Annotated in this window: 18 protein-coding genes; 10 read left to right on the top strand and 8 right to left on the bottom strand. The window is 38.3% G+C overall.

The genetic code is table 11. The annotated features are described in order from the left end of the window. From N0B29_RS12870 to N0B29_RS12840, 7 genes are all read right to left on the bottom strand, one after another. The coding region (locus N0B29_RS12870; protein ID WP_263834132.1) for a retention module-containing protein at positions 1-1221 on the bottom strand (1221 nt) is incomplete at its 3' end. Positions 1222-1331: 110 nt separating this feature from the next. Beyond that, positions 1332-1946 carry a helix-turn-helix transcriptional regulator gene (locus tag N0B29_RS12865; protein WP_263834131.1) on the bottom strand — a complete coding sequence of 205 codons (615 nt, stop codon included), beginning with the start codon at positions 1944-1946 and terminating at the stop codon, positions 1332-1334. A 1-nt stretch (position 1947) separates the two neighbouring features. Next, positions 1948-3273: an HlyD family type I secretion periplasmic adaptor subunit gene (locus N0B29_RS12860; RefSeq protein WP_263834130.1), complete on the bottom strand. Its 1326-nt coding sequence runs from the start codon at positions 3271-3273 to the stop codon at positions 1948-1950. Then, the gene (locus N0B29_RS12855) at positions 3270-5435 is read right to left on the bottom strand and encodes a type I secretion system permease/ATPase (protein WP_263834129.1); all 2166 of its coding nucleotides are present in this window, start codon (positions 5433-5435) and stop codon (positions 3270-3272) included. The genes N0B29_RS12860 and N0B29_RS12855 overlap by 4 nt, the downstream gene beginning before the upstream one ends. A 3-nt stretch (positions 5436-5438) precedes the next feature. Beyond that, positions 5439-7403 (bottom strand): bifunctional diguanylate cyclase/phosphodiesterase, encoded by a 1965-nt coding sequence (locus N0B29_RS12850; RefSeq protein ID WP_263834128.1) that lies wholly within the window; start codon positions 7401-7403, stop codon positions 5439-5441. Next, positions 7400-8041 (bottom strand): transglutaminase-like cysteine peptidase, encoded by a 642-nt coding sequence (locus N0B29_RS12845; protein ID WP_263834127.1) that lies wholly within the window; start codon positions 8039-8041, stop codon positions 7400-7402. The genes N0B29_RS12850 and N0B29_RS12845 overlap by 4 nt, the downstream gene beginning before the upstream one ends. Positions 8042-8087: 46 nt before the next feature. Continuing rightward, a complete protein-coding gene (locus N0B29_RS12840; RefSeq protein ID WP_263834126.1) occupies positions 8088-9410 on the bottom strand; it encodes a TolC family outer membrane protein in 1323 nt (440 codons plus the stop codon). A 566-nt stretch (positions 9411-9976) separates the two neighbouring features. On the opposite strand from N0B29_RS12840, the gene N0B29_RS12835 reads away from it, so the two are divergent. The 10 genes from N0B29_RS12835 to N0B29_RS12790 are packed head-to-tail and all read left to right on the top strand — an operon-like array spanning position 9977 to position 19550. Next, on the top strand, positions 9977-10630 hold the full coding sequence (locus N0B29_RS12835; RefSeq protein ID WP_263834125.1) for a 4Fe-4S dicluster domain-containing protein: 654 nt from the start codon (positions 9977-9979) through the stop codon (positions 10628-10630). Next, complete coding sequence (locus N0B29_RS12830) at positions 10630-12570, top strand: proton-conducting transporter transmembrane domain-containing protein (protein WP_263834124.1); 1941 nt, start codon at positions 10630-10632, stop codon at positions 12568-12570. Before N0B29_RS12835 ends, N0B29_RS12830 begins: the two co-directional genes overlap by 1 nt. A gap of 12 nt (positions 12571-12582) precedes the next feature. Further along, complete coding sequence (locus N0B29_RS12825) at positions 12583-13509, top strand: respiratory chain complex I subunit 1 family protein (RefSeq protein ID WP_263834123.1); 927 nt, start codon at positions 12583-12585, stop codon at positions 13507-13509. A gap of 2 nt (positions 13510-13511) precedes the next feature. Then, entirely contained in the window at positions 13512-14159 is a 648-nt protein-coding gene (gene hyfE, locus N0B29_RS12820) for a hydrogenase 4 membrane subunit (RefSeq protein ID WP_263834122.1), read from the top strand. Between the two features lies 1 nt (position 14160). Further along, positions 14161-15630 (top strand): hydrogenase 4 subunit F, encoded by a 1470-nt coding sequence (locus tag N0B29_RS12815; RefSeq protein WP_263834121.1) that lies wholly within the window; start codon positions 14161-14163, stop codon positions 15628-15630. Positions 15631-15639: 9 nt separating this feature from the next. Next, positions 15640-17379, top strand: coding sequence for a hydrogenase large subunit (locus N0B29_RS12810; protein ID WP_263834120.1), 1740 nt, complete (start codon positions 15640-15642; stop codon positions 17377-17379). Beyond that, positions 17376-17915 carry a formate hydrogenlyase complex iron-sulfur subunit gene (locus N0B29_RS12805; RefSeq protein WP_263834119.1) on the top strand — a complete coding sequence of 180 codons (540 nt, stop codon included), beginning with the start codon at positions 17376-17378 and terminating at the stop codon, positions 17913-17915. Before N0B29_RS12810 ends, N0B29_RS12805 begins: the two co-directional genes overlap by 4 nt. After that, complete coding sequence (locus tag N0B29_RS12800) at positions 17912-18733, top strand: NADH-quinone oxidoreductase subunit B family protein (protein ID WP_263834118.1); 822 nt, start codon at positions 17912-17914, stop codon at positions 18731-18733. The genes N0B29_RS12805 and N0B29_RS12800 overlap by 4 nt, the downstream gene beginning before the upstream one ends. Beyond that, positions 18734-19087, top strand: a complete 354-nt coding sequence (locus N0B29_RS12795) for a formate hydrogenlyase maturation HycH family protein (protein ID WP_263834117.1) — start codon at positions 18734-18736, stop codon at positions 19085-19087. Positions 19088-19103: 16 nt separating this feature from the next. Beyond that, a complete protein-coding gene (locus N0B29_RS12790; RefSeq protein ID WP_263834116.1) occupies positions 19104-19550 on the top strand; it encodes a hydrogenase 3 maturation endopeptidase HyCI in 447 nt (148 codons plus the stop codon). 282 nt (positions 19551-19832) lie between these two features. On the opposite strand, the gene N0B29_RS12785 is transcribed toward N0B29_RS12790, so the two are convergent. Beyond that, the coding region (locus N0B29_RS12785; RefSeq protein ID WP_263834115.1) for a c-type cytochrome at positions 19833-20425 on the bottom strand (593 nt) is incomplete at its 5' end.

Genomic DNA, 20425 nt, shown 5'->3' with positions numbered 1-20425 from the left:
AACATACGCTGCTTCACCTTCATCCACATCGGTAACACTCAACGCTCCTGCGGTGGTAAGCACAGCATTGGTCTCTTCAAGTCCAACACTTGCACTACTTAAAATGGCAGTATCATTGGTTCCGGTAATGGTAACGGTTACACTGCTTGGTGTTCCATCGATACTTGCGACATTAAAGGTATCACTGATCTTATCGCCAGCATTAAGGGAGTCATAACTCTCATTAGCGGTATACGTCCATGTTCCATCACTGGCAATACTAAAGGTTCCATAAGTTCCAGCGACACTGCTTTGAGCGACGTAAGCGGCTTCACCTTCATCCACATCGGTAACACTCAACGCTCCTGCGGTGGTAAGCACAGCATTGGTCTCTTCAAGTCCAACGCTGGCACTACTTAAAATGGCAGGGTCGTTAATTGGGTTGACCGTAATAGCAACCGAATAGGTATTTTCCCCACCTTTTCCGTCACTAATGGTGTATGTGAAGCCATCAGAACCGTTATAATTGGCATTGGGAGTATAAGTATAGGAGCCATCAGTATTTACTACAACACTACCATTTGTAGCGCCTGCACCTAGAGTATAAGTTACGGTATCGCCATTGGCATCTGTTGCAGCAGGAAGAAGACTGGTAATCGTTTTGTCTTCATCTATCTTGATTTCCATATTGCTTGCCAAAGGAGCATCATTGGTAGGAAAGGTAGCGGTAGCAACCGTCGCTGTTGGTGGCGTATAGGAAACATCTCCCGATCCAGAGCTTCCTACTGTACGATAGTCTGCCGTTACATTGCTTTCACTACCACCACTCAGATAACGCGCCATTGCATTGGTTGTCATACCCGTACCAATCGTACCGCCTTCACCCGCGGCAGGCGCTTCAAGTGCATTAATGTCTTTACCTGCTAATAGGGCCGCTTGAATATCTTCAACGCTTTTTCCTGCAACCACATTTTCCATTGTCGTGCCAGCAACAACAGCTTCTTCACCAAACCTTTCAGCAACATAGACACTTTTATCTAAAAAAATATCGTCATTACCATTGACAGTAATCTCTTGTCCATCTGCCAATACCAAGAGAACATTTGAACCCGCACCAATAGTTCGGATGCTGTCTTCAAAGTGAATGGGATCACCCACTTTGAGAACCTTCTCCTCCCCTTGCGCACTTTTGACCATGACAAGACCTGTAAGGTTTTTAATTGTTCCTATTGAGAGTGCCATAATTGCCTCCTTTTTTTATTTCAGTTACATACTAACACAAAAGGAAAAGGGCGTCTATTGTACTAATGGGCAAGAAAAACTTAGTAAAAACTTGTTTAAAATAATTAGTTCTAGAAAAGCAAAGCTAGGGCTAAACGATCTTTAACACCTATTTTTTCATAGATAGAGCTTAAATGTGCTTTAACCGTACGTTCTGTAGTACCTTCTCGTAGAGCAATCTCTTTATTGCTCAAACCTTCTTTAATCAAAAGAGCGACTTCACGCTCTTTATGTGAGAGTCTATCAAGCAAATCATGTCTTACATGTAAAGATTTTTTTTGCGAAGAAAGCGTTTGAATCATCGTCTGAATAAACTCTGGATAGAGCCAGATGTTACCATTCTTTACAACAAGTAACGCATCTTGAAGGTGAATGGCAGCCATGTGAGTATTGCCGTATGCTTTAATGCCCAGTTTTAAAAATACAGACCCCTGCACGTATGTAGGTTTTTGGCTAAAAACCATTGTTTTAACATCAGGATATTCCTCTTGTAGCAGATTTAAAAAGCTTTCGATTCCATCATCGTCATAATGTCGCTCTTCTATCATTAAAATAATATTTGACTTCACCGTCTGAAGCAAATGTAAAAGCGCCTTTTCATAATGACAAATCTGTATTTCTTCACTCTTTAAAGCTTCTTGCCAATGATGAATAACATCAGGATGAGATGAATAAAAAACAACCATATTAGCGCTCCCTTAACGCGTTATGTTTTGCCTTCAAAATGGGTTTTAACAAATAATCAAGAACCGTTTTTTTACCCGTTAAAATATCAACCGTTGTAGTCATACCTACCATGACACGTAGTGGTTTCTCAGCCGTACCCAAATTGTTTTTATCGGTTTTAATATGCACCAAATAGTAACTTTCACCTCGCTCATTGGTAATGGTATCGGCACTAATGAAAACAAGTTTGCCTCGTAGCCCACCATAAATCGAAAAATCATACGCCGTAAATTTGACCATAGCATCTAATCCAAGCCTTAAAAAGGCTACGTCAGAAGGTTTTATTTTGGCTTCAATCAATAGTGTATCTTCGGTAGGAACAATCTCTAAAATATTCATTCCGGGACGAACAACGCCTGAGACAGTTTTAACCAAAAGCTGTTTAATTGTACCATCAACTGGAGCACGAACCAATGTCCTTTGCACACGATCTTCCAAACTGGTTTTCGCTTCTTGCAAACGAGACATCTCTGCGACTGCTTCATTGAGCTCTTTTTTAGCCCTATTTTTAAAATTTAATTCTGCCTCACCTCGTTTACTTCGCACCTCTTGAATGGCAGACTGTACCCTAGGAATGGTCAGCTTAGAAGTTTGTAAATCACCTTGTATGCCATTAAGTTGGCGTTTAAGCTGTAAAAGTTCCATCTCCGAAACAAGCCCTTTTTTCACCAAAGGCTCCATAATATCCATCTCTCTTTTGATTAAACTATAGCTTGTTTGGAGTTGCGCAACTTTAGAGTCAAGTTCTGTGAGCTCATTCTCTTTTTGTTTTATCTGTTCATTTAAAATTTGAAATGTCTTGGAGAGCTGTTCTTGGTTTGAGTTATATAAACTCTTCTCGTAAACAATCTGTTTTTGCATCTCTTCACTTGGATCAGAAGGAGTAATAAATGGCAAAGAGTTCGCTTCTGCTTCAAGCCTCATGGACTTTGCTTTAAGCTCAACATACCTAAGCCTACTTTCACCATACGAACTTGCAAAATTTTTATCATCAATCCGAAGGAGTACTTGTCCTTTTTGAACCTGATCGCCCTCTTTGACTAATATCTCAGAGACGATACCCCCTTCTAGATTTTGAATCACTTGCAACTGTTGTGTTGGGATAACCTTTCCTTCACCCCGTGTCTGCTCATCGATCTCAGCAATACTTGCCCAGACAATTGCCCAAATAATACCAACAGCAACGATCCAAAGAATGCGACGAGAAGAACTAGGCGCTTTTTGTAGCACCGCCTCACTTAAGCTAGACATGAACTCTATATCTTGTTCGTTATAATACTTTTTCATACGTGTCTCGTACCATTGAGTTTTGCTAAAATATCATCACGTTTGCCATCAAGGACAACCTTACCATTGTCAATGACAATCAAACGATCAGCTAAATCTACAAGCGACATCTTATGCGTCACTAAGATCGTTGTTTTCCCTTGAATTCCCTCTTGTAAATAGTTCTTAACACGAGTTTCCGAGGTATTGTCTAAAGAATTTGTCGGCTCATCTAAGAGCATAATCGGCGCATCGACCAAGAAAGCTCTTGCAATTGCTATACTTTGTCTCTGCCCACCTGAGATACCATCACCCCTTTCAAAAACAGGCATGTCATAGCCTAAGGGATGACAATTTATAAACTCATCGACACCGCTTAATTTCGCTGCTTTTAAGATCACTTCATCGCTAACATACGGTGCTTTATAAACAATATTTTCACGCACGGTGCCATGAAAAAGAACAACATCCTGTGAGACATATCCAATATTTTTGCGCAAATCAACAGGATCAATTTGGTTAATATCAATACCATCAATCAATACCGAACCACTATCAGGTGCATATAAACCTAAAATGAGCTTTTCAACGGTTGTTTTACCTGAACCATTTCGACCTAAAATCGCTACTTTCTCTCCCGCCTCAATCGTAAAAGAAACATTTTCAAGTGCATATTTTGTCGTATCAGGATATTTAAAAGAGACATTTTTAAACTCTATTTTGCCGGCAAAATGCTCTCTTCTGACAAAAACTTTTCCCTCAGGTCGCTCAACAGGAAGCTTCATAATATCATCGAGTGCTTTATACGCCGTTCGTGTCTGCTCAAAGTTAGCAATCAACGCTGCAACTTGCCCCATAGGAGCAATCGCACGTGATGTTAAAATGACCGCAGCAATAAGTCCACCCATCGTAAGCTCAACTTCTTTAATCATATAAACACCAATCACAACGACTAACATCGTATCGAGTTGGACCAGAAATGACGTAACGGTTGTCACAGAGTTCGATAGAATTTTGGATTTTAAACTACGATTAGCGATTTCGCCCGTGGCTTCTTCCCACTTCCACTGTGCTTGACCTCCAGCGGAGAGTGTTTTGATTGTCTCAATGGCATTAAGGCTTTCAATCAAAATACCATTTTTAATAGCTGATGCAACGTAAGTACTCTCTATACTTTGCTGCAAAGGACGTTTAATAATAAAAGTGTAGATTAAAATTAAAACAATGAGTACCAATGGCACGATGACCAAAGAACCTGCTATAAAATGCACCATCACCAAAAAAATAATTGCAAAAGGAAGATCGATGAGTGCTGTAAGTGTCGAAGAGGTAAAAAAATTACGAATCGAGTCAAAATCACGGAGATTGCTTGCAAACGCACCGACTGATTTTGGACGTACAGCCATTTTAAGGTCCAACACTTTTTCAAACATCATCGACGACATAATGACATCGCTCTTTTTACCCGCTATCTCTAAAAAGTACGAACGCACAAATTTCAACAAAATATCCAACACATAGATAACAAAAAGACCTAATGCTAACACCCACAAAGTTTCAATTGCATTGTTGGGAATGACTCTATCATAGACATTCATCGTAAACAAAGGGCTGGCAAGGACAAAAACATTGACCACAAGTGATGCAACAATGACATCAAAATAGATTTTTTTAGAACGATTCAGTGTCCCCCAAAACCAACTATGTCCCTCATTTTCAAGTATTTTCGCATGATTGTCTTCGATGACAAACTCTTTTTTTAGGAGAAAACAAAAGCCTAGATATTCATTGATTAAGACATCAAGATCAACCCAATTTTCACCATCAGAAATATCAGGATGAATCACTTTTGCCTTTTTATGCTCATCATCAAAACTCTCCAAGATACATGCCGAATGATTTTTAAGTATTAAAATACATGGTAAAACCAACGGCGAAAGCTCTTTAAGGTCTTTTTGCACCAACTTCGTTATGAAGCCGGCTCTTTGCGCAGCACGAGAGAAAAGAGACTTTGAAGAGCCACCATAAAGCGAAAAGAGTTCTACTGAGCCAATTCCTTTTGCAATCGGTAGCCCTGCCAATAATGCTTCCGCACTGTAAGGAACATTATAAAGTTTTGTAAAAAGAACCAAACACGATAAAAGGGGATCTTGTTTGTAGGTTTTTGTGACTTCAGCTTCCATGTGTTATCCTATTAACTTAGGTTCAGCGATTAAACTGCCTTGAATATACTTAATACCCATCTTTGTCAATTTCTCTTTTTGCTCGTTATTTTCAACATTTGTCACAATAACTTTGATTTCCATGCTATCGGTGATAATTCCCAAAGAACGATTTGGGGCATCAAGAAGATTTTCACCAAAGAGGTCGAGCATATAAGATGCTTGTATCTTAATGTAATCTGGGTTGATTTGCTGAATCAGCTCTAAACTATCCATAGTGATCGTAAAATTATCAATACCAAAACCATAGCCATACCTGTGCAAATCTTTTGAGAACTTCGTCAGCAAATGAGTCGGCATATCTATCAAATTTGGCATTTCAAAATAAAGCTCTTTAACACCCATATTTTTAAATCCCTCAAGACTCTCTTCTAGCCAATCCCAATCATTACTTTGCATAAAAATTTCTTTGCCTAAATTGATACAAAGAGCTTTACATGTAAAGATTTTTTGGCTTAAAATTTCTTGGGCTTGTTGAACCACATAATGATCAAGTTGCGCACCCAGCTTGAGTTCCATAACCATTGGCATAAAGTAACCCGCGTTGTGTAAGTGCCCATTATAATCCTCTAAACGCAAGAAAAGTTCACTATGAAATGTTTCCGAAGGGGCATCACAAGACACCACATTTTGATATGCCAATTTAAAACGTTTCTGCTCCATTGCACTTTTAAGCTCATGTGTCCATGCCTCTTTACCAAGGAGCAGATGTACCTCATCATTCGCTTCGTCAATGAAATGATTGATGTTAAATGCACCCTTAGCTTTGGATGATGCCAATGCAAAATCAGCTTTTGAGAAAATCTCTTTTGAATCAGATTGAGCATAATATTTTGCATAGCCAATATTGATGAAATGCTCTTTTTCATTCAGCTCATACCGCTTTGTAAGGTCTTTCACTAAGCTGTTAATCTCTTGGCAAAGGGCTTCAAAGGCTTCTGGAGAAGAAGAAGGCGCTAGAATTGCAAAATCCGTATCGTTGAGTTTTGCGCTCACATACTCTTTTTGATTTTCAGTGGCTTTTGTGATGCAACCTGCCATCTCTTTAATAAACGCTTCACTTTTTTCATAACCAATGTTGCTTTTAAGACCTTCAAAATCATTTAACGAGATTAGAATTAAAGCACCTTGTGCATTTGTAGCTTCGCTGGTCAGATACTCGTGCAATTTGATATTAAAATAACGACGGTTGTACATTTTAGTAACGGTATCTTGGTAGAGAAGCTCATGGTATCTTCGCACCGCTTCTGCTTCTTTATCAAAGATCTCTTTAACTTTTTTAACCATACTATTCATCGCAGAAACAACATTTTTCAGCTCTTTTGTAAAGGGAATATTATGCTGAAAAATAAAGTCACTCTTCAAAATTGCTTCAGCTTGTTCTCTAACACGAACAAGAGGTCTTAGAATAATGCGTAAAATCATCTGTAAACAGAAAAATCCTATAATCGAAACAACCACAAAAATAGCCAGAACATCTTTAAAAATAATCCACAACTGACGGTAAGCATGTCCACTGTTGAGTTGTACAGAAAGCACGCCATACGGTGTCCAACCCAACATGATTTCTGATGTTGCAATGGGAACTTGAACCTTGACATACCGAATAAACCATGCAGGAACATCCAAAACAACAACTTCTTGCTCTTTTTTGACAAGAATTTCTTTGTTTATATCTTCTAACATAATGAGCGAATAATACCCACTGTCAAAAACAGAATTTATCATGGTTTCAGCAGTAGAAACATCATCGAATGAAGCAACGGAACTAATGGAAAGACCTAGAGAATTAGCGGTATGAAGAGCATCGGTATAAGCTTGCTCGGTTACGTATTCGTTGGAACTCATAAAATTAAACCACATAACAGCACCAAAAATAAATGTTTGAAAAATCGATAAAACGATAATGATTTGTTTAAAAAGTGTCATAACGCTTCTCTCCTAATTTTATCTATTAATTCAAACCATTTTTTGTTTTTTTGCATACCCGAAGGTACAACCTGCCCTAATCCTTTCTGCTTTGCAAGATACAACGCATCACCGTTAAAACTATAAACCGGAATGAGATCACCTCTTTGCGTTGCAGGTAAAATTTTAAAATTAATATTGTCTAAAACTAGCGGGACAGAAGTAGGTGTTTCAAAATAGGTCAAGACCATGTGGGCTTGTTGAAATTTTACGGCCTTAACATACGTGAAAAAAAGTTTATTTGTTGAAATACCAAGTTGTTTGAGAGTAAAGTACTTGGCAATGACAAAATCTTCACAGTCGCCTGCACCTTTGCCCATAAATTCCATGCGCGTCGCCCAATAATCTTTTTGATGCCATACTTCTTCGTCAGATGCAAAACGCATCTGATTAAAAAAAGCGTTGACTTTTTCAAGTTGTACTGCTTCGCTAGAGGACTGAATTGAAATCATCAAAGTATTGAGCGATTCAACTCGTCGTTTCGCTTGAGCACCATACTTTACTTCAATTTTTTTTAGAACTTCTTGTGTAAAAAAATCCTCTCCTGCACTGAGTATGACAATAATCAGTGCTATTAGAATGAGGATTTTTTTGCACATACTCATCCTACTGACTTAGTTCGCCAATATTCCTAAGACGAGCACACTAGAATGCTGCACTTTTATGAGAACATGTTTGTACATCATAGCTTTGTCCAAAAGCAGGCTCAAAATAGTCTGTTAATACACCCATATTATCCAAAAGTCTATATTTGGCATACGCTAATGTTGCCTCTGCTTCGACTAAAGCTTGTCTGGCTGAGTAGTATTCACCTTCAGCATCCAAAAGGTTGATAAGATCGCGTTTTCCGATCGCAAACTCTTGCTGATATGCACTGAGCGTCTCTTTACTAAAATCTCTATGCTCTTTTAAAAATTCTATACGTTTTTGTGTAGACTCATAGCTTTCCCAAGAAAACTTGACACTCTCTTTTAAGTCACGTTCAAGTACGGCTAAAGTCTCTTTCTCTTTGATCATAAGCACCGCATATTTTTCTTTATTAAGCATGTCAGCACCTTTATTATAAAGGTTGTATCGAAGCTTCAATAATGCAGTGGTAGTTTCTGTTCTTCCATTGATACCATCGACATCATGCCCAACCGTACCAGCTACTTCAAAATCTACTTTCGGATAAAATGCCGCCTTACTTCCCTCATAAAGCGCATTTGCGAGTATTACATTTGCCTGCTGTACCTTCATAGAAGGATTACATGTAAAGCTTTTGGTATTTACTTTGTCAAAATTTGCAGGAATGGTAGCTAAGAAATCTGGTTTGACCAACTCATCTGCATCAACTTTTTGACCATACAACTTTTCAAAGGTTGAAATAGCATCTTTATAATTATTCTCTTGGGCAATCAAGTTTGATCTTGCAAGCGTAAACCTACTACCGGCTTGTTGCGTTTCAGAAATACGTCCAAAACCAGAATCCGAACGCTCTTTGATTTGTTTGTAAATTGCCTCATGTGTTTTAACATTTTCTTCTGCCAACGTTAGCAACCCTTTTTGTTTGATAAGCATAATATAGGCATTCGTAAATGACAACAATGTTCTATCGGCTTTTTCCGCAACACCATAAGCCGCAGCATCAAGCCTACTTTTTTGCTGTTTGATTGCGTTTTCGGTTGCAAATCCGTTAAAAAGATTTTGATTTAAAACAAGCGATGATTGATCCATCATGCTTGAAAGTTTGCTTGCCCCAGGATTCTCAATTGTTTCATGTCCATACGAACTTACTAAGTCTAATGTCGGAAGGTATCCATTCTCAGCAATGTTATACTCCTTTTTTACACTATTAAAATTCTCGATGCTCTCTTTTACTTTTGGACTAGACGCTAGAATGGATCGAGCACCCTCTTCTATCGTTAGTGAAAAAGCAACTACGGGAAGACTCATAACTACTAAAGACAATACTCTTGTGAGACGCATAATCAACTCCTTGTTTTAACCTAAAACGATCATACTAATAACCGTTTTATGACCATTGTATCACTTTATTTTTTTATCTACAAGATAAAATTAAGATTCTGAAGCATCTACGCTTTTTTACTTTTCAGTAGATGCAAATAATTCACATCAAGGCGTATTTAAAGCGATTTGAATTAATTCACTTTTAAACATGGGATTGAAAACAGAAAGAAAATAGTAAATTATGAAAATGTTATCTCTTTTAAACAAAATCAACTAAAAATCATTGAAATTGCTATAAAATAGTTCAACATTTTTATAACTTCATTTTATGCAGCCTTTGGACAGCTAAAACTAAAGCCTTACAATAATATAGGCTTTCGTTACACTATTAACTATCTTGTCAACTAGAATTTTGAGTTAAAACATAAATTATAAAATTAAGCTATTTTCATGCTATAAATTTAATATATAATTTCTTGTGTGAAAAAGTAAATATCATAACGAAGTCATTCAGCGATGATATAGTTATTAAATTACTATGCTAAATTTATTAATTAAGCTAAACAACCCATAGAGGAACGTCTATGTCAAAAGTTCATAAATTCGTTATTACCAATCCAGCTATGTGTATCGCTTGTAATGCTTGTGTAAAAACATGCATTAAACATGCCTACATACGAGGAAAACTCTCCAAGAAAAGACTTGATGTGCTCTCCCTAGAGAGCGGGAAAATGCCTAACCAATGCCGTCAATGTGATGACGCACCGTGCGCCAATGTGTGCCCAACAGGTGCTCTTCGTATTGCCAATGCATGTGTTGAGCTTTGTGAAGAAATATGCATTGGCTGTAAGCTCTGTACCATTGCATGCCCTTATGGGGCAATTTACATTGATGCAGAGTTTCCACCTTCCATCCAAGAAGAAGTGGAAAGACACTTAGAAGCAGGCTGTATCAGTGGTCTTAAAAGTATTGCGATCAAATGCGATATGTGTGCTGGTATAGAAACGGGTCCTGCATGTGTTGGTGCTTGCCCAACAGGAGCACTGGTGATGATTGATCCTGTGCTTGGGGAATGTAAATTTGGTAAAAAAATCAAAGGCGACTTAGCACCTTTTTTAAAAGCTGTTGTACCTAATGTCACATTTGAGAACATTCCTTTACCGGAAGTCAAAAAACCCAAAGAACCCAAACCCGAACCTTCCGCTGACACATTAGAAACCAACAAAGAGGAAGCATAATGCAAACCATATACACTCTATTTTTGTTAACCTCACTTTTGTCCATTGTACTGTATAAAAAACCGCTTCTTGCTCAAAGAATAGGATTTGGTCTAGCAAGTGTGATTTCACTTTATGCAGCGGTTTTTTTCTTCTCCAATCTGGGAAACACATTGGTATGGAAATTACCTGGGAGTTTTATTAGTTCGCCTCTCTTTAGGCTTGACTCATTAGGAATGTTTTTCAGCTTTTTGGTGAGCTTAATTGCTTTTGCAGTTTCACTTTTTAGCTTTGATTATGCAAAATTTTATGAGAAAAAGGCCAATTTGGCTGTTTTTGCTTCACTATTTAATGCGTTTATTCTCTCTATGCTCTTAGTTATTGCAAGCGATAATGTGTTTTCTTTTATGCTTTTATGGGAAGTTATGACACTTATCTCAGCATTCCTCATTTTAGTCAATGATGGTGAAGGTGCAGGAAAGAACGTTATGATTTATTTGGGAATTGCCCAAATAGGAGCATCTTGTTTAATGGTCGCTCTTTTAATTATGGCGAGTATTGCAGGTGGATTTGAATTTAGCGCGTTTGATGAACTCAATATGGGTTTTGGTATGAGTCTTACCCTTTTTGTTCTATTGCTTATAGGTTTTGGTTCCAAAGCGGGTATGTTCCCTTTTCATGTCTGGTTACCAATAGCTTACTGCCAATCTCCTTCTAACGCTTCGGCACTTATGAGTGGTGTTATGATCAAAGTAGCACTCTTTGCTTTTATAAAATTTTCACTTCTTTTGCCACAGTTTGTTCAATTTGGTTATATACTCCTCTTTATGGGAGCATTAAGCTGTGTTTTCGGAATTATTTACGCACTTGTTTCCAACGACTACAAAGCGTCCATCGCTTACAGCTCTTGTGAAAATGTAGGCATTATCTTTTTAGGACTTGGAGGCGCCTTTTACGGGCTAGGAACCAATTCACCTATGATTGCATTACTAGGTTTTATCGCAGCTTTCTTTCATATTTTAAACCATGCGGTTTTCAAATCGTTACTCTTCATGTTAAGTGGTAATGTCTTAACCGCAACAAAGACATTAAATATGGATCTCCTTGGTGGATTGCATAAAAAGATGCCTATAACATCCATCATCTTTTTTGTTGCTGCCCTTTCCATCTGTGCGTTACCGCCACTCAATGGCTTTGCTAGTGAATGGGTAGTCTATAAAACAATGGTCGTGGGAGGCATTGAAGAAGGTGCTGCATCACGTTTCTTCTTTTCGCTTGCAATCATTGCCCTTTCAATTACTGGGGCGATGGCTATCATGGCATTTTCAAAAGTATATGGTTCAATATTTTTAGGTGTAGCGCGTGATACCAAATGTGTAGAAGACGCCAAAGAAGTCTCCTTTATAAGACTTTTACCATTAGGTTTATTGGCAAGCCTTTGTATAGGAATAGGCATTTTCATGAATGATGTAGTAGGCATGCTCTCAAAGATTGTTCTGACATTGATACCACAGACAAGTGCTAGTACATCAGGATTGATCTCTATGCCTATTATCATTATGGTTATGCTTCTTTGTTCCATCCTTCCTTTCGTATTTCTTTATCTTTTGAAGGCAAACAATAAAGAGGTAAGAGTAACTGAGCCATGGGCATGTGGTTTCCTTTACAACAAAAACATGCAAATCGGTTCAAACTCCTTTACAGGTGACATTAAAAAAGCATTGAGCTTTATTTTGAAATACGAACAAGAGATCAAAATTGATGGCTACTTTTCAAGAGCAGTCTACAAACATAAAACACATGATTTCTTTTGGGATAGGCTCTATAAGCCAGTGATTCATTACGTCATGGTTATTGCTGACAAGATTGGTATTTTTCAAAATGGTAGAACCAATCTTTATGCAAGCTATATCTTGATTTATCTTTGTTTGGTACTTATCTTTGGGTATTACTATCTATAAAAGGAGGAAGAAATGGACTTTTTTTATCTACTATTACAACTTGTTTCAGCTATATTAGTTGCTCCTCTCTTTGATGGAATGTCAAGAAAGCTAAGAGCCAAATTTCAATCAAGAATAGGACCGAGTATTTTTCAAACCTATTATGACATTTATAAATTGCTAAAAAGAGGAAGAACTAAATCTTCTAGCGCAAGTTATATCTATCAAATCGCGCCTTACTTGCTCTTTGTAAGTGCAGCAGCGATGTTTTGTGCTTTACCTATTACCTATGGCGCTCATTCTGGTGCTTTGTCACAATTTTCTGATATATTTGTTTTACTCTATTTAGGGGCACTTTTTCGATTTATTTTTATTGTTGCGGGTATCGATACGGCCAACCCTTTTGCAGGGGTAAGCGCTAGCAGGGAAGGAACCATCGGCTTTTATACCGAAGAGGTTGCAGTCATTTGTCTGATCGTTGTAATGATGGGAACGGGAAGCAGTAGTTTATCTTATATCTCTTCATTGGTACAAGAGGGTAGTTATGGTTATGCCATTCCTTCTTTTTCTATTGCATCTACCGCATTTTTGTGGGTAATGTATGTTGAGACAGGTAGAAAACCTTATGACTTGGCTGAAGCTGAACAAGAGTTACAAGAGGGTGTTCTAGGAGAGTTTTGCGGTAAAGACTTTGCTATCATTGATATAGCAATCTTACTTAAACAAATGACGATGCTAGGGTTCTTCCTTGTCATTTTTATGCCATGGGCAGGTCTTGTCGATAATCCAATTTTATCGCTCATCATTTTCTTGGCAGAGATAGGTTTCCTTTATGTCATGGGCGTTTTTATTGATAACTTTGGACCAAGGTTTACGATCAACAAAGGGATGAAAAGAACCATGCTCTTTGCACTTGCGGTTTCATGCACCTCATTAGCACTCTATATTATGGGAATATAACTATGGCAAATATTATTGATATTTTGACGGTTTTAATGATGGGAACAAGTTTTGCGGTATTTGGATTAAGACAATACCGTCATAGCATTATTGCGTATGCCTTGCAAACGCTTTTATTGGTCACGATCTTTTTGGCCTTATATGTTAAATATGGTTCACACGAACTACTGGTATGGTCAATCACAGCATTTATCATCAAAGTGGTCATTGTACCTCTTTATTTACTCAGTCTTGTAAAAAAATTGGGTGTTGTTGTTGAAGATGAACCAGTAGGTGGTTTTTTCATATCACCCGTTGTTGCGCTTAGTTTTTCACTTGCTGTTGCGATGATGTTTTATAAGGTTTTTATTCATTTCTCAATTTTCAAAGATGCGTTGCCGCTTTTTGCAGCTTCGTTTATCTTTATGATGGGAATTTTCGGCTTCATTTTGAGAACTTCATTTATCAAACAGATTCTTTCTTACTGTCTGTTTGAAAATGGTATCCATTTAAGCCTAGCACTTATGGCGTACACATCTCATGAGCTCGTTGAAGTGGGTATCTTAACAGACGCGGTTTTTGCTGTGATTATTATGAGTATTTTGGCGAAACGATTTTACGCCTCTTATGGAAGTCTTGATACATCTAAAGCGGTTAATTTAAGGGGATAAAATGGATATTTTATTATTAATACTAATCATACCTTTTGTTTTTGGAGTGGTCATGTTTTTAATGCCACTTAATTTTAAGTTCTTACAAAAACTCCATATTCTGATGAGCATTACTGTTTCAGCAGTCTTACTCTCTGCGGTAAGTAAAATTGTTAACGGAGCTGAGCTTTCTCTTTTTCATAATTTTATTTTCTTGGATTCTTTGGGAGCCATCTTTTTATCACTGATTGCCATTACAGGTTTGTTGGTCAATATTTATGCAACTACGTATATGAAGTGGGAGTTAGAAGACGGACATATTAGCCTAAAAGAGGTCAAAAACTATTTCGCTCTTAGTTTCATCTTTACATGGACGATGAGTTTAAGTGTACTTTGTAACAATATTGCTTTTATGTGGGCAGCTATTGAAGCGACTACACTTGCTTCTGTTTTCCTTGTTGCCGTTAAAAATGATAAAAAATCCACAGAAAGTGGTTACAAATACATCGTTTTGTGTAGCATTGGTTTAGCATTTGCACTTTATGCAACTATTCTGCTCTATTCCGCAGCCAATGGCAAAATCGAAGGTGAAGCGATGCTTTATACCAATCTTCTTGCCAATGCAGCGAGTCTAGATCCTATGGCGTTGAAACTTGTCTTTATCTTTGCCTTAATCGGTTTTGGAACAAAAGCAGGACTTGCTCCGACACATACATGGTTGCCCGATGTTCACGCGGAAGGTCCAGCACCTACATCTGCCCTACTTTCAGGCGTCCTTCTTAAATGTGCGATGCTAGGACTCATTCGTTACTATGCTATCGTTGCCAATGGAGTTGGCTTTGATTTTGTACAATCTGTGATGATCATCAGCGGTACACTTACCCTTTTTGTATCTGCCTTCTTCTTGATTCGTCAACACAATGTTAAACGTATGTTTGCATACCACTCCATCGCTCACATGGGCGTTATTGCATTTGGTTTAGGTGTAGGCGGTGCTATTGGTCTTTTTGCAGCACTTTTCCACTGTGCAGCGCACTCTTTCACCAAAGCACTTGCATTTTGTTCTACAGGAAATATCGCAAGAATTTACGGCACAAAAGATATGACTAAAATGGGAAGCATGATACGCATTGCACCTCTCACAGCAGTACTTTTTGGTATTGCTATCTGTTCTTTGGTTGGTGTACCTGGATTTGCAATTTTTGTAAGTGAATTCTTAATCTTTAAAGCAGCAGCTATCGGAGAGCAGTACATCCTCATGGGTATTTTTGCAGTTGCCTTAGCAATTATTTTTATCGCCGATTTCTCACACTTCTTTTTAGCTTCGTTTGGTAAAGTTGAGGGCAAAGTTGAGCATAACGGCGAAATGAAACTTAGCGAAAATCTACCGCTGATCGCTTTAGCGATTTTAATTGTAAGTTTTGGTATTTGGCAGTTTGATTCCTTTACATTTCTCCTTAATGAGAGTGTTAAAACTATAATAAAACAATAGGACTTCCTAATGAAATGCGATAAATTTATAGAAGCTCTAGGCACTAGGGTTAAAATTTTAGAAGTCACACGACAATATGAAGATCAAGTTACTGCTCTTGTTGAGTTAAATGATCTTCCAGAAGCAGTTCGCTTCTTGTATTACGATATGGGTGGCTACCTCTCAACAATGATTCCTAATGATGAGAGAAGCATTAACAAACATTACGCACTCTACTATGCGCTTTCAATGGAAGGTGGCAAAATGTTTGCAGGAGATGAAATCGCACAAGATGAAAAATGCTTTGTGACAGTTAAAGTACTTATCTCTCCTGATAGCCTTGTTTTTCCATCTGTTACGCCTTTGGTACCTGCCTGTGTATGGTATGAAAGAGAAGCATACGATATGTTTGGACTTGTAGCAGAGGGCTTACCAGACAAAAGACGTTTAGTTCTAAGTGATGATTGGCCAGATAATCTTTTCCCTCTTAGAAAAGATGCGATGGACTACCGTTATCGCCCTGATATGAAAGATCATTATATGGAACCTGAATATGAGTTCCTAAGACCTGAAGGCTCAGGCATTATCGATGTGCCTCTAGGACCTTTGCATATTACAGCTGATGAACCAGGACATTTTAGACTTTATTGCGATGGCGATACTATTGTCGATGCAGACTACAGACTTTTTTACCAACACAGAGGTATGGAAAAGCTTGCTGAAAACCGCATGAACTATGATCAAATGGGCTATTTAGCAGAGCGCGTTTGTGGTATTTGTGGTTACGCTCATGCGATAGCATGTATTGAAGCAGCTGAGAAGGCGATTAATTTAGAAATCCCTGCCCGCGCTCAAGCCATTCGTGTTATCTGTTCAGAAATCGAACGTCTCCACAGCCATTTGCTTAACATTGGACTTGCATGTGAAGTGACAGGTAACTACAACGCATTTATGCATATTTTTAGAATCCGTGAATACTCTATGAAACTAGCAGAGCTCGTTACTGGTGGTAGAAAAACCTACGGTAACGTTGTCATGGGTGGACTTAGACGTGATATGACAGGTCATGAAATTAAAGAGAGTTTGCGCATCTTACACATCATCGAAACACAAGTTGAAGAAGTTTGGGATGCTGTTATGGATGATCAACGTCAAATGAAACGCTGGAAAGGTGTTGGTATTCTTGATAAACAAGTTGCACGTGACTTTTCACCGGTAGGTCCAAACATAAGAGGAAGCGGCATTAAACGTGATACACGTTACGATCATCCGTACGACTTTTTCAAGCAAATTCAATTTGATGTAGCTGTTGTCGAAGGTGGCGATGTTTTTGCTAGAGAGATGGTTCGTTATATGGAGCTTAAAAGTTCTGTTTCCATCATTCGTCAATGTTTTGAGTTGATGCCTCAAACGGCGATCATTGTCGATCCAAAATTCCATGTTAAACCTGAAAACTACGCTTTAGCGTATGTTGAAGCTCCTCGTGGAGAGAATGTTCACTGGATTATGCAAGGTAGTGCGCAAAAAGTCTTTCGATGGAGATGCCGTGCAGCTACATACAACAACTGGCCAAGTTTGCGTTTCCAATTCCGTGGAAACACGATTGCCGATGCTGCACTTATCGTTTGTAGCTTAGATCCTTGCTACTCATGTACAGAGCGTATTACGGTTGTTGACATCAAGAGCAAAAAGAGTAAGATTTTAACAAACAAAGATTTAAAAGATTTTTCTAAAACACTCAAAAACAGTCCGATGAAGGATCTAAGATGATGAAACTTCTTGATATTAGTAAAAAATACGGGGAAATTACCCATAAATACCCGTTTGAGCCTTATAAAGTTGCCGATAATTTTCGTGGAAAACCAGCTTATATTTATGATCTTTGTATTGGTTGTGCAGCATGCGGCATTGCATGCCCCTCCAATGCAATCACCGTTGTCTTTAACGATGATAAAAGTAAACTTGTATGGGAGTTTGACTGCGGACGTTGTATCTTTTGTGGTAGATGCGATGAAGTATGCCCAACAGGTGCAATCAAGTTAAGCGAAGAGTTTGAACTCGCTGTCAAATTTGACAAATCAGCCCTCATCCAAAGAGGCGAACTTGATGTTCAATGTTGCACGGAGTGTAAAAAACCTTTTAGTGCAAAAAGACTCGTTAAGTATAGTTTTGAGTGTTTAAGCAAGGCAAATGTAAGTGAAAAAAGGCTTGAAGAAGCTAAAAATTATCTTTGTATTTGTCCTACATGTAAAAAAACTGCTACGGTAGCAACCTTTACTAGTGGCAAAGAGATGGTGATAGAATGAAAACGTATGAAATACCAACAGAAATTGAACTTGCCAATACTTTAGAGGAAAAATTAGAGCTTTTAAAGCATATCGGCAGAAGCTTTAGTGTTTTTCGCGTTGACTGCGGAAGTTGCAATGGCTGTGAAATTGAGATTTTCGCTGCTATTACGCCGTTATGGGATCCTGAGCGATTTGGTTTTAAACTGGTTGCTAACCCTCGCCACGCCGATATTTTACTCTGTACAGGTCCTGTGACACGTCAGATGTACTATCCACTTCTTCGTGCTTACGAAGCAACGCCGGATCCTAAGATCGTTGTGGCACTCGGCGCATGTGGCGCAACAGGAGGCATTTTTTACGATGCATACAGCGTACTAAGCGGTATCGATAAAATTATTCCTGTCGATGTTTACATCCCAGGTTGTCCTCCGCATCCTGCAAGCATTATTTATGGGCTCACAACTGCGCTTGGCGTTTTGGATCAAAAACTCCAAAAAGTAAGTTTTGAGGAAGATAATGAAATGCCGCCACTTGTGGAAGACTCAGTCCTTGGAAATACTCTATTTGAACGAGATCTCCTTGTAGAAGCAAAAAGACTTATGAGCTATGTATTTGGAAGAAAACTTTACGATAAATACCTTACAGCTCTTGTCAAAAGTGGCAATGTAAAAGACACGAAAGCCACTAAAATTGCTCTTACGGAAGCAATAAAAGCAGAAGATGATCCGCGCTACGCAGAGTGCATGGGCATCTTACATAACGAGATTTACACCCAGTATGTTCCCTGTGATGAGGAAGATAAGATTAGCCTTCACAGAGTCGAGTGGGGGCAGTAAGTGGTAGAAGTTTACAAACTCACAAAAAGACATCTTGACGGCGCGAAATCTGGTGATGCGAAGCTTGATCAGATCAAAATTTTCTCTACATGCATCGGGCATGGCGTTGGAACAATTGATTTTAGTGAGAAGGTCCTAGAGATCGAAGAGAGTGAATATGAAAAGATTTTACAAAATGGTGGCAAGTATCTAAAATTTAAAATTGGAAACTTGAGTAAATATTTTGAAATAGAAATCTTTCCTGAACACGCTAAACAACTTTTACCAGAAATGTTTGAATGCCCCTTTAAAGAGATACTTATGAATTTAAAAGAGGGGTATTTAGTTCTTAGAAAAGATTTTCAAAGCTACTAGGTTTTAGGAGAGGTATGTGAAAAAAGCACTGTTGTGTGTTGGTAATGAACTCAGAGGTGATGATGGTGTTGCTATCGCTGTAGGGCGCGCAGTGGAGCAACACTTGCCTGAGTGGCGAGTCTTTTTTGGTTACGATACACCCGAAAATGAATTTGCAGCTTTGCGTGAATTCGAACCTGATGTCATCGTAGTCGTGGATGCAATGAGTGGCTTTAAAGAGGACAAGATCGAGTTTATTGACCTCAGTGATGAGCGCACTTACATCTACTCAACACACAACCTCCCTACCCCTATTCTCATCAGTTACCTTAGAGACATTTGCACCAAAACTATCTTTTTAGGTATCTGTGTTTTGCTTGAAAATGTCTTGCATTTTAGTGAAGGATTGAGTGATAACGCCAAAACTTCAGCCATTAAAGCTCTTGATAAAATCAAAGAATTTGATGCAATGATTGAAAGTTGAGTAAAAAATCTATTCTCAAACAAAAGGTGTGAAAGCGTTGTATTTTGATCTAAAAGCTTAAAAACGAAAGAATTGAAAACAACGTAACCACCTTACAATTAGCCTTGAAAATCTTGTAACTCTGCCACGTAAATATCAACTCCCTCTTTTCAAAAAAGCTTCATTAAGATTAGTGAGTTATATGCTTGCTAATATCTAATGGTCTTAGCCAATGAATGTATTTTATAAAAGCCCATGTAACACCACTTTTGGATTGCAGGTGGCGTTACATGTAAGAATATTCTAGTGAACTTCTTTCCAGATTTTAACCTTCCACGCAAAAGCAAGGAGCGTGAAAATAGCCATATAGCCAATGAGTTTATAACCAAGATCTTCTCGTTCAGCTTTCTTACGATCACCCACTTTTTCCATATAAGCAACCACTTGATTTTGAGCTTTTTCACTCAAACCAACACGTGGCATTGAAGTACCTGCCAGTTGTTTTTGTGGATTGTTAATAAAGGTTGTAAGATACTCTCTCCCTTTGGATCGAATCATAATAGAAAGATCCGGTGGTAGTGTGCCCATATATGCCATCAACGCTGTTTTATCCGTCGTACTCATCAGTTTGTCATACTTCATATCATGACATCGTTGGCACGCATCGGCATAGACTTTTTTATCATCCAATGTTGCCGGTGCAATGGATTGTAAGTACGCCACAATGTCCGCTACTTCTTGATCCAAATCGCCACCTAAACCAAAGAATTGAATCATTGGATGCGGACGAGTTTCATTAAACTTATGCTCTACTTTAAGCGCTTTGGTTGGATCTTTAATAAGTGCTGCAAGGAAATTTTTATCATAGATCGCACCGGCTGTGCTAAGATCTGGTG

This window comes from Sulfurospirillum oryzae, from assembly GCF_025770725.1.
Lineage (GTDB): Bacteria > Campylobacterota > Campylobacteria > Campylobacterales > Sulfurospirillaceae > Sulfurospirillum > Sulfurospirillum oryzae.
The sequence above is the reverse complement of the archived record's forward strand: the minus strand, read 5'-3'. Positions and strand labels throughout refer to the sequence as shown.

What these genes read in the sequence shown, in the direction of transcription:
- N0B29_RS12865 (WP_263834131.1), bottom strand. Translation starts at nt 1,946, where the DNA reads ATGGTTGTTTTTTATTCATCTCATCCTGATGTTATTCATCATTGGCAA.
- N0B29_RS12860 (WP_263834130.1), bottom strand. Translation starts at nt 3,273, where the DNA reads ATGAAAAAGTATTATAACGAACAAGATATAGAGTTCATGTCTAGCTTA.
- N0B29_RS12855 (WP_263834129.1), bottom strand. Translation starts at nt 5,435, where the DNA reads ATGGAAGCTGAAGTCACAAAAACCTACAAACAAGATCCCCTTTTATCG.
- N0B29_RS12850 (WP_263834128.1), bottom strand. Translation starts at nt 7,403, where the DNA reads ATGACACTTTTTAAACAAATCATTATCGTTTTATCGATTTTTCAAACA.
- N0B29_RS12845 (WP_263834127.1), bottom strand. Translation starts at nt 8,041, where the DNA reads ATGTGCAAAAAAATCCTCATTCTAATAGCACTGATTATTGTCATACTC.
- N0B29_RS12840 (WP_263834126.1), bottom strand. Translation starts at nt 9,410, where the DNA reads ATGCGTCTCACAAGAGTATTGTCTTTAGTAGTTATGAGTCTTCCCGTA.
- N0B29_RS12835 (WP_263834125.1), top strand. Translation starts at nt 9,977, where the DNA reads ATGTCAAAAGTTCATAAATTCGTTATTACCAATCCAGCTATGTGTATC.
- N0B29_RS12830 (WP_263834124.1), top strand. Translation starts at nt 10,630, where the DNA reads ATGCAAACCATATACACTCTATTTTTGTTAACCTCACTTTTGTCCATT.
- N0B29_RS12825 (WP_263834123.1), top strand. Translation starts at nt 12,583, where the DNA reads ATGGACTTTTTTTATCTACTATTACAACTTGTTTCAGCTATATTAGTT.
- hyfE (WP_263834122.1), top strand. Translation starts at nt 13,512, where the DNA reads ATGGCAAATATTATTGATATTTTGACGGTTTTAATGATGGGAACAAGT.
- N0B29_RS12815 (WP_263834121.1), top strand. Translation starts at nt 14,161, where the DNA reads ATGGATATTTTATTATTAATACTAATCATACCTTTTGTTTTTGGAGTG.
- N0B29_RS12810 (WP_263834120.1), top strand. Translation starts at nt 15,640, where the DNA reads ATGAAATGCGATAAATTTATAGAAGCTCTAGGCACTAGGGTTAAAATT.
- N0B29_RS12805 (WP_263834119.1), top strand. Translation starts at nt 17,376, where the DNA reads ATGATGAAACTTCTTGATATTAGTAAAAAATACGGGGAAATTACCCAT.
- N0B29_RS12800 (WP_263834118.1), top strand. Translation starts at nt 17,912, where the DNA reads ATGAAAACGTATGAAATACCAACAGAAATTGAACTTGCCAATACTTTA.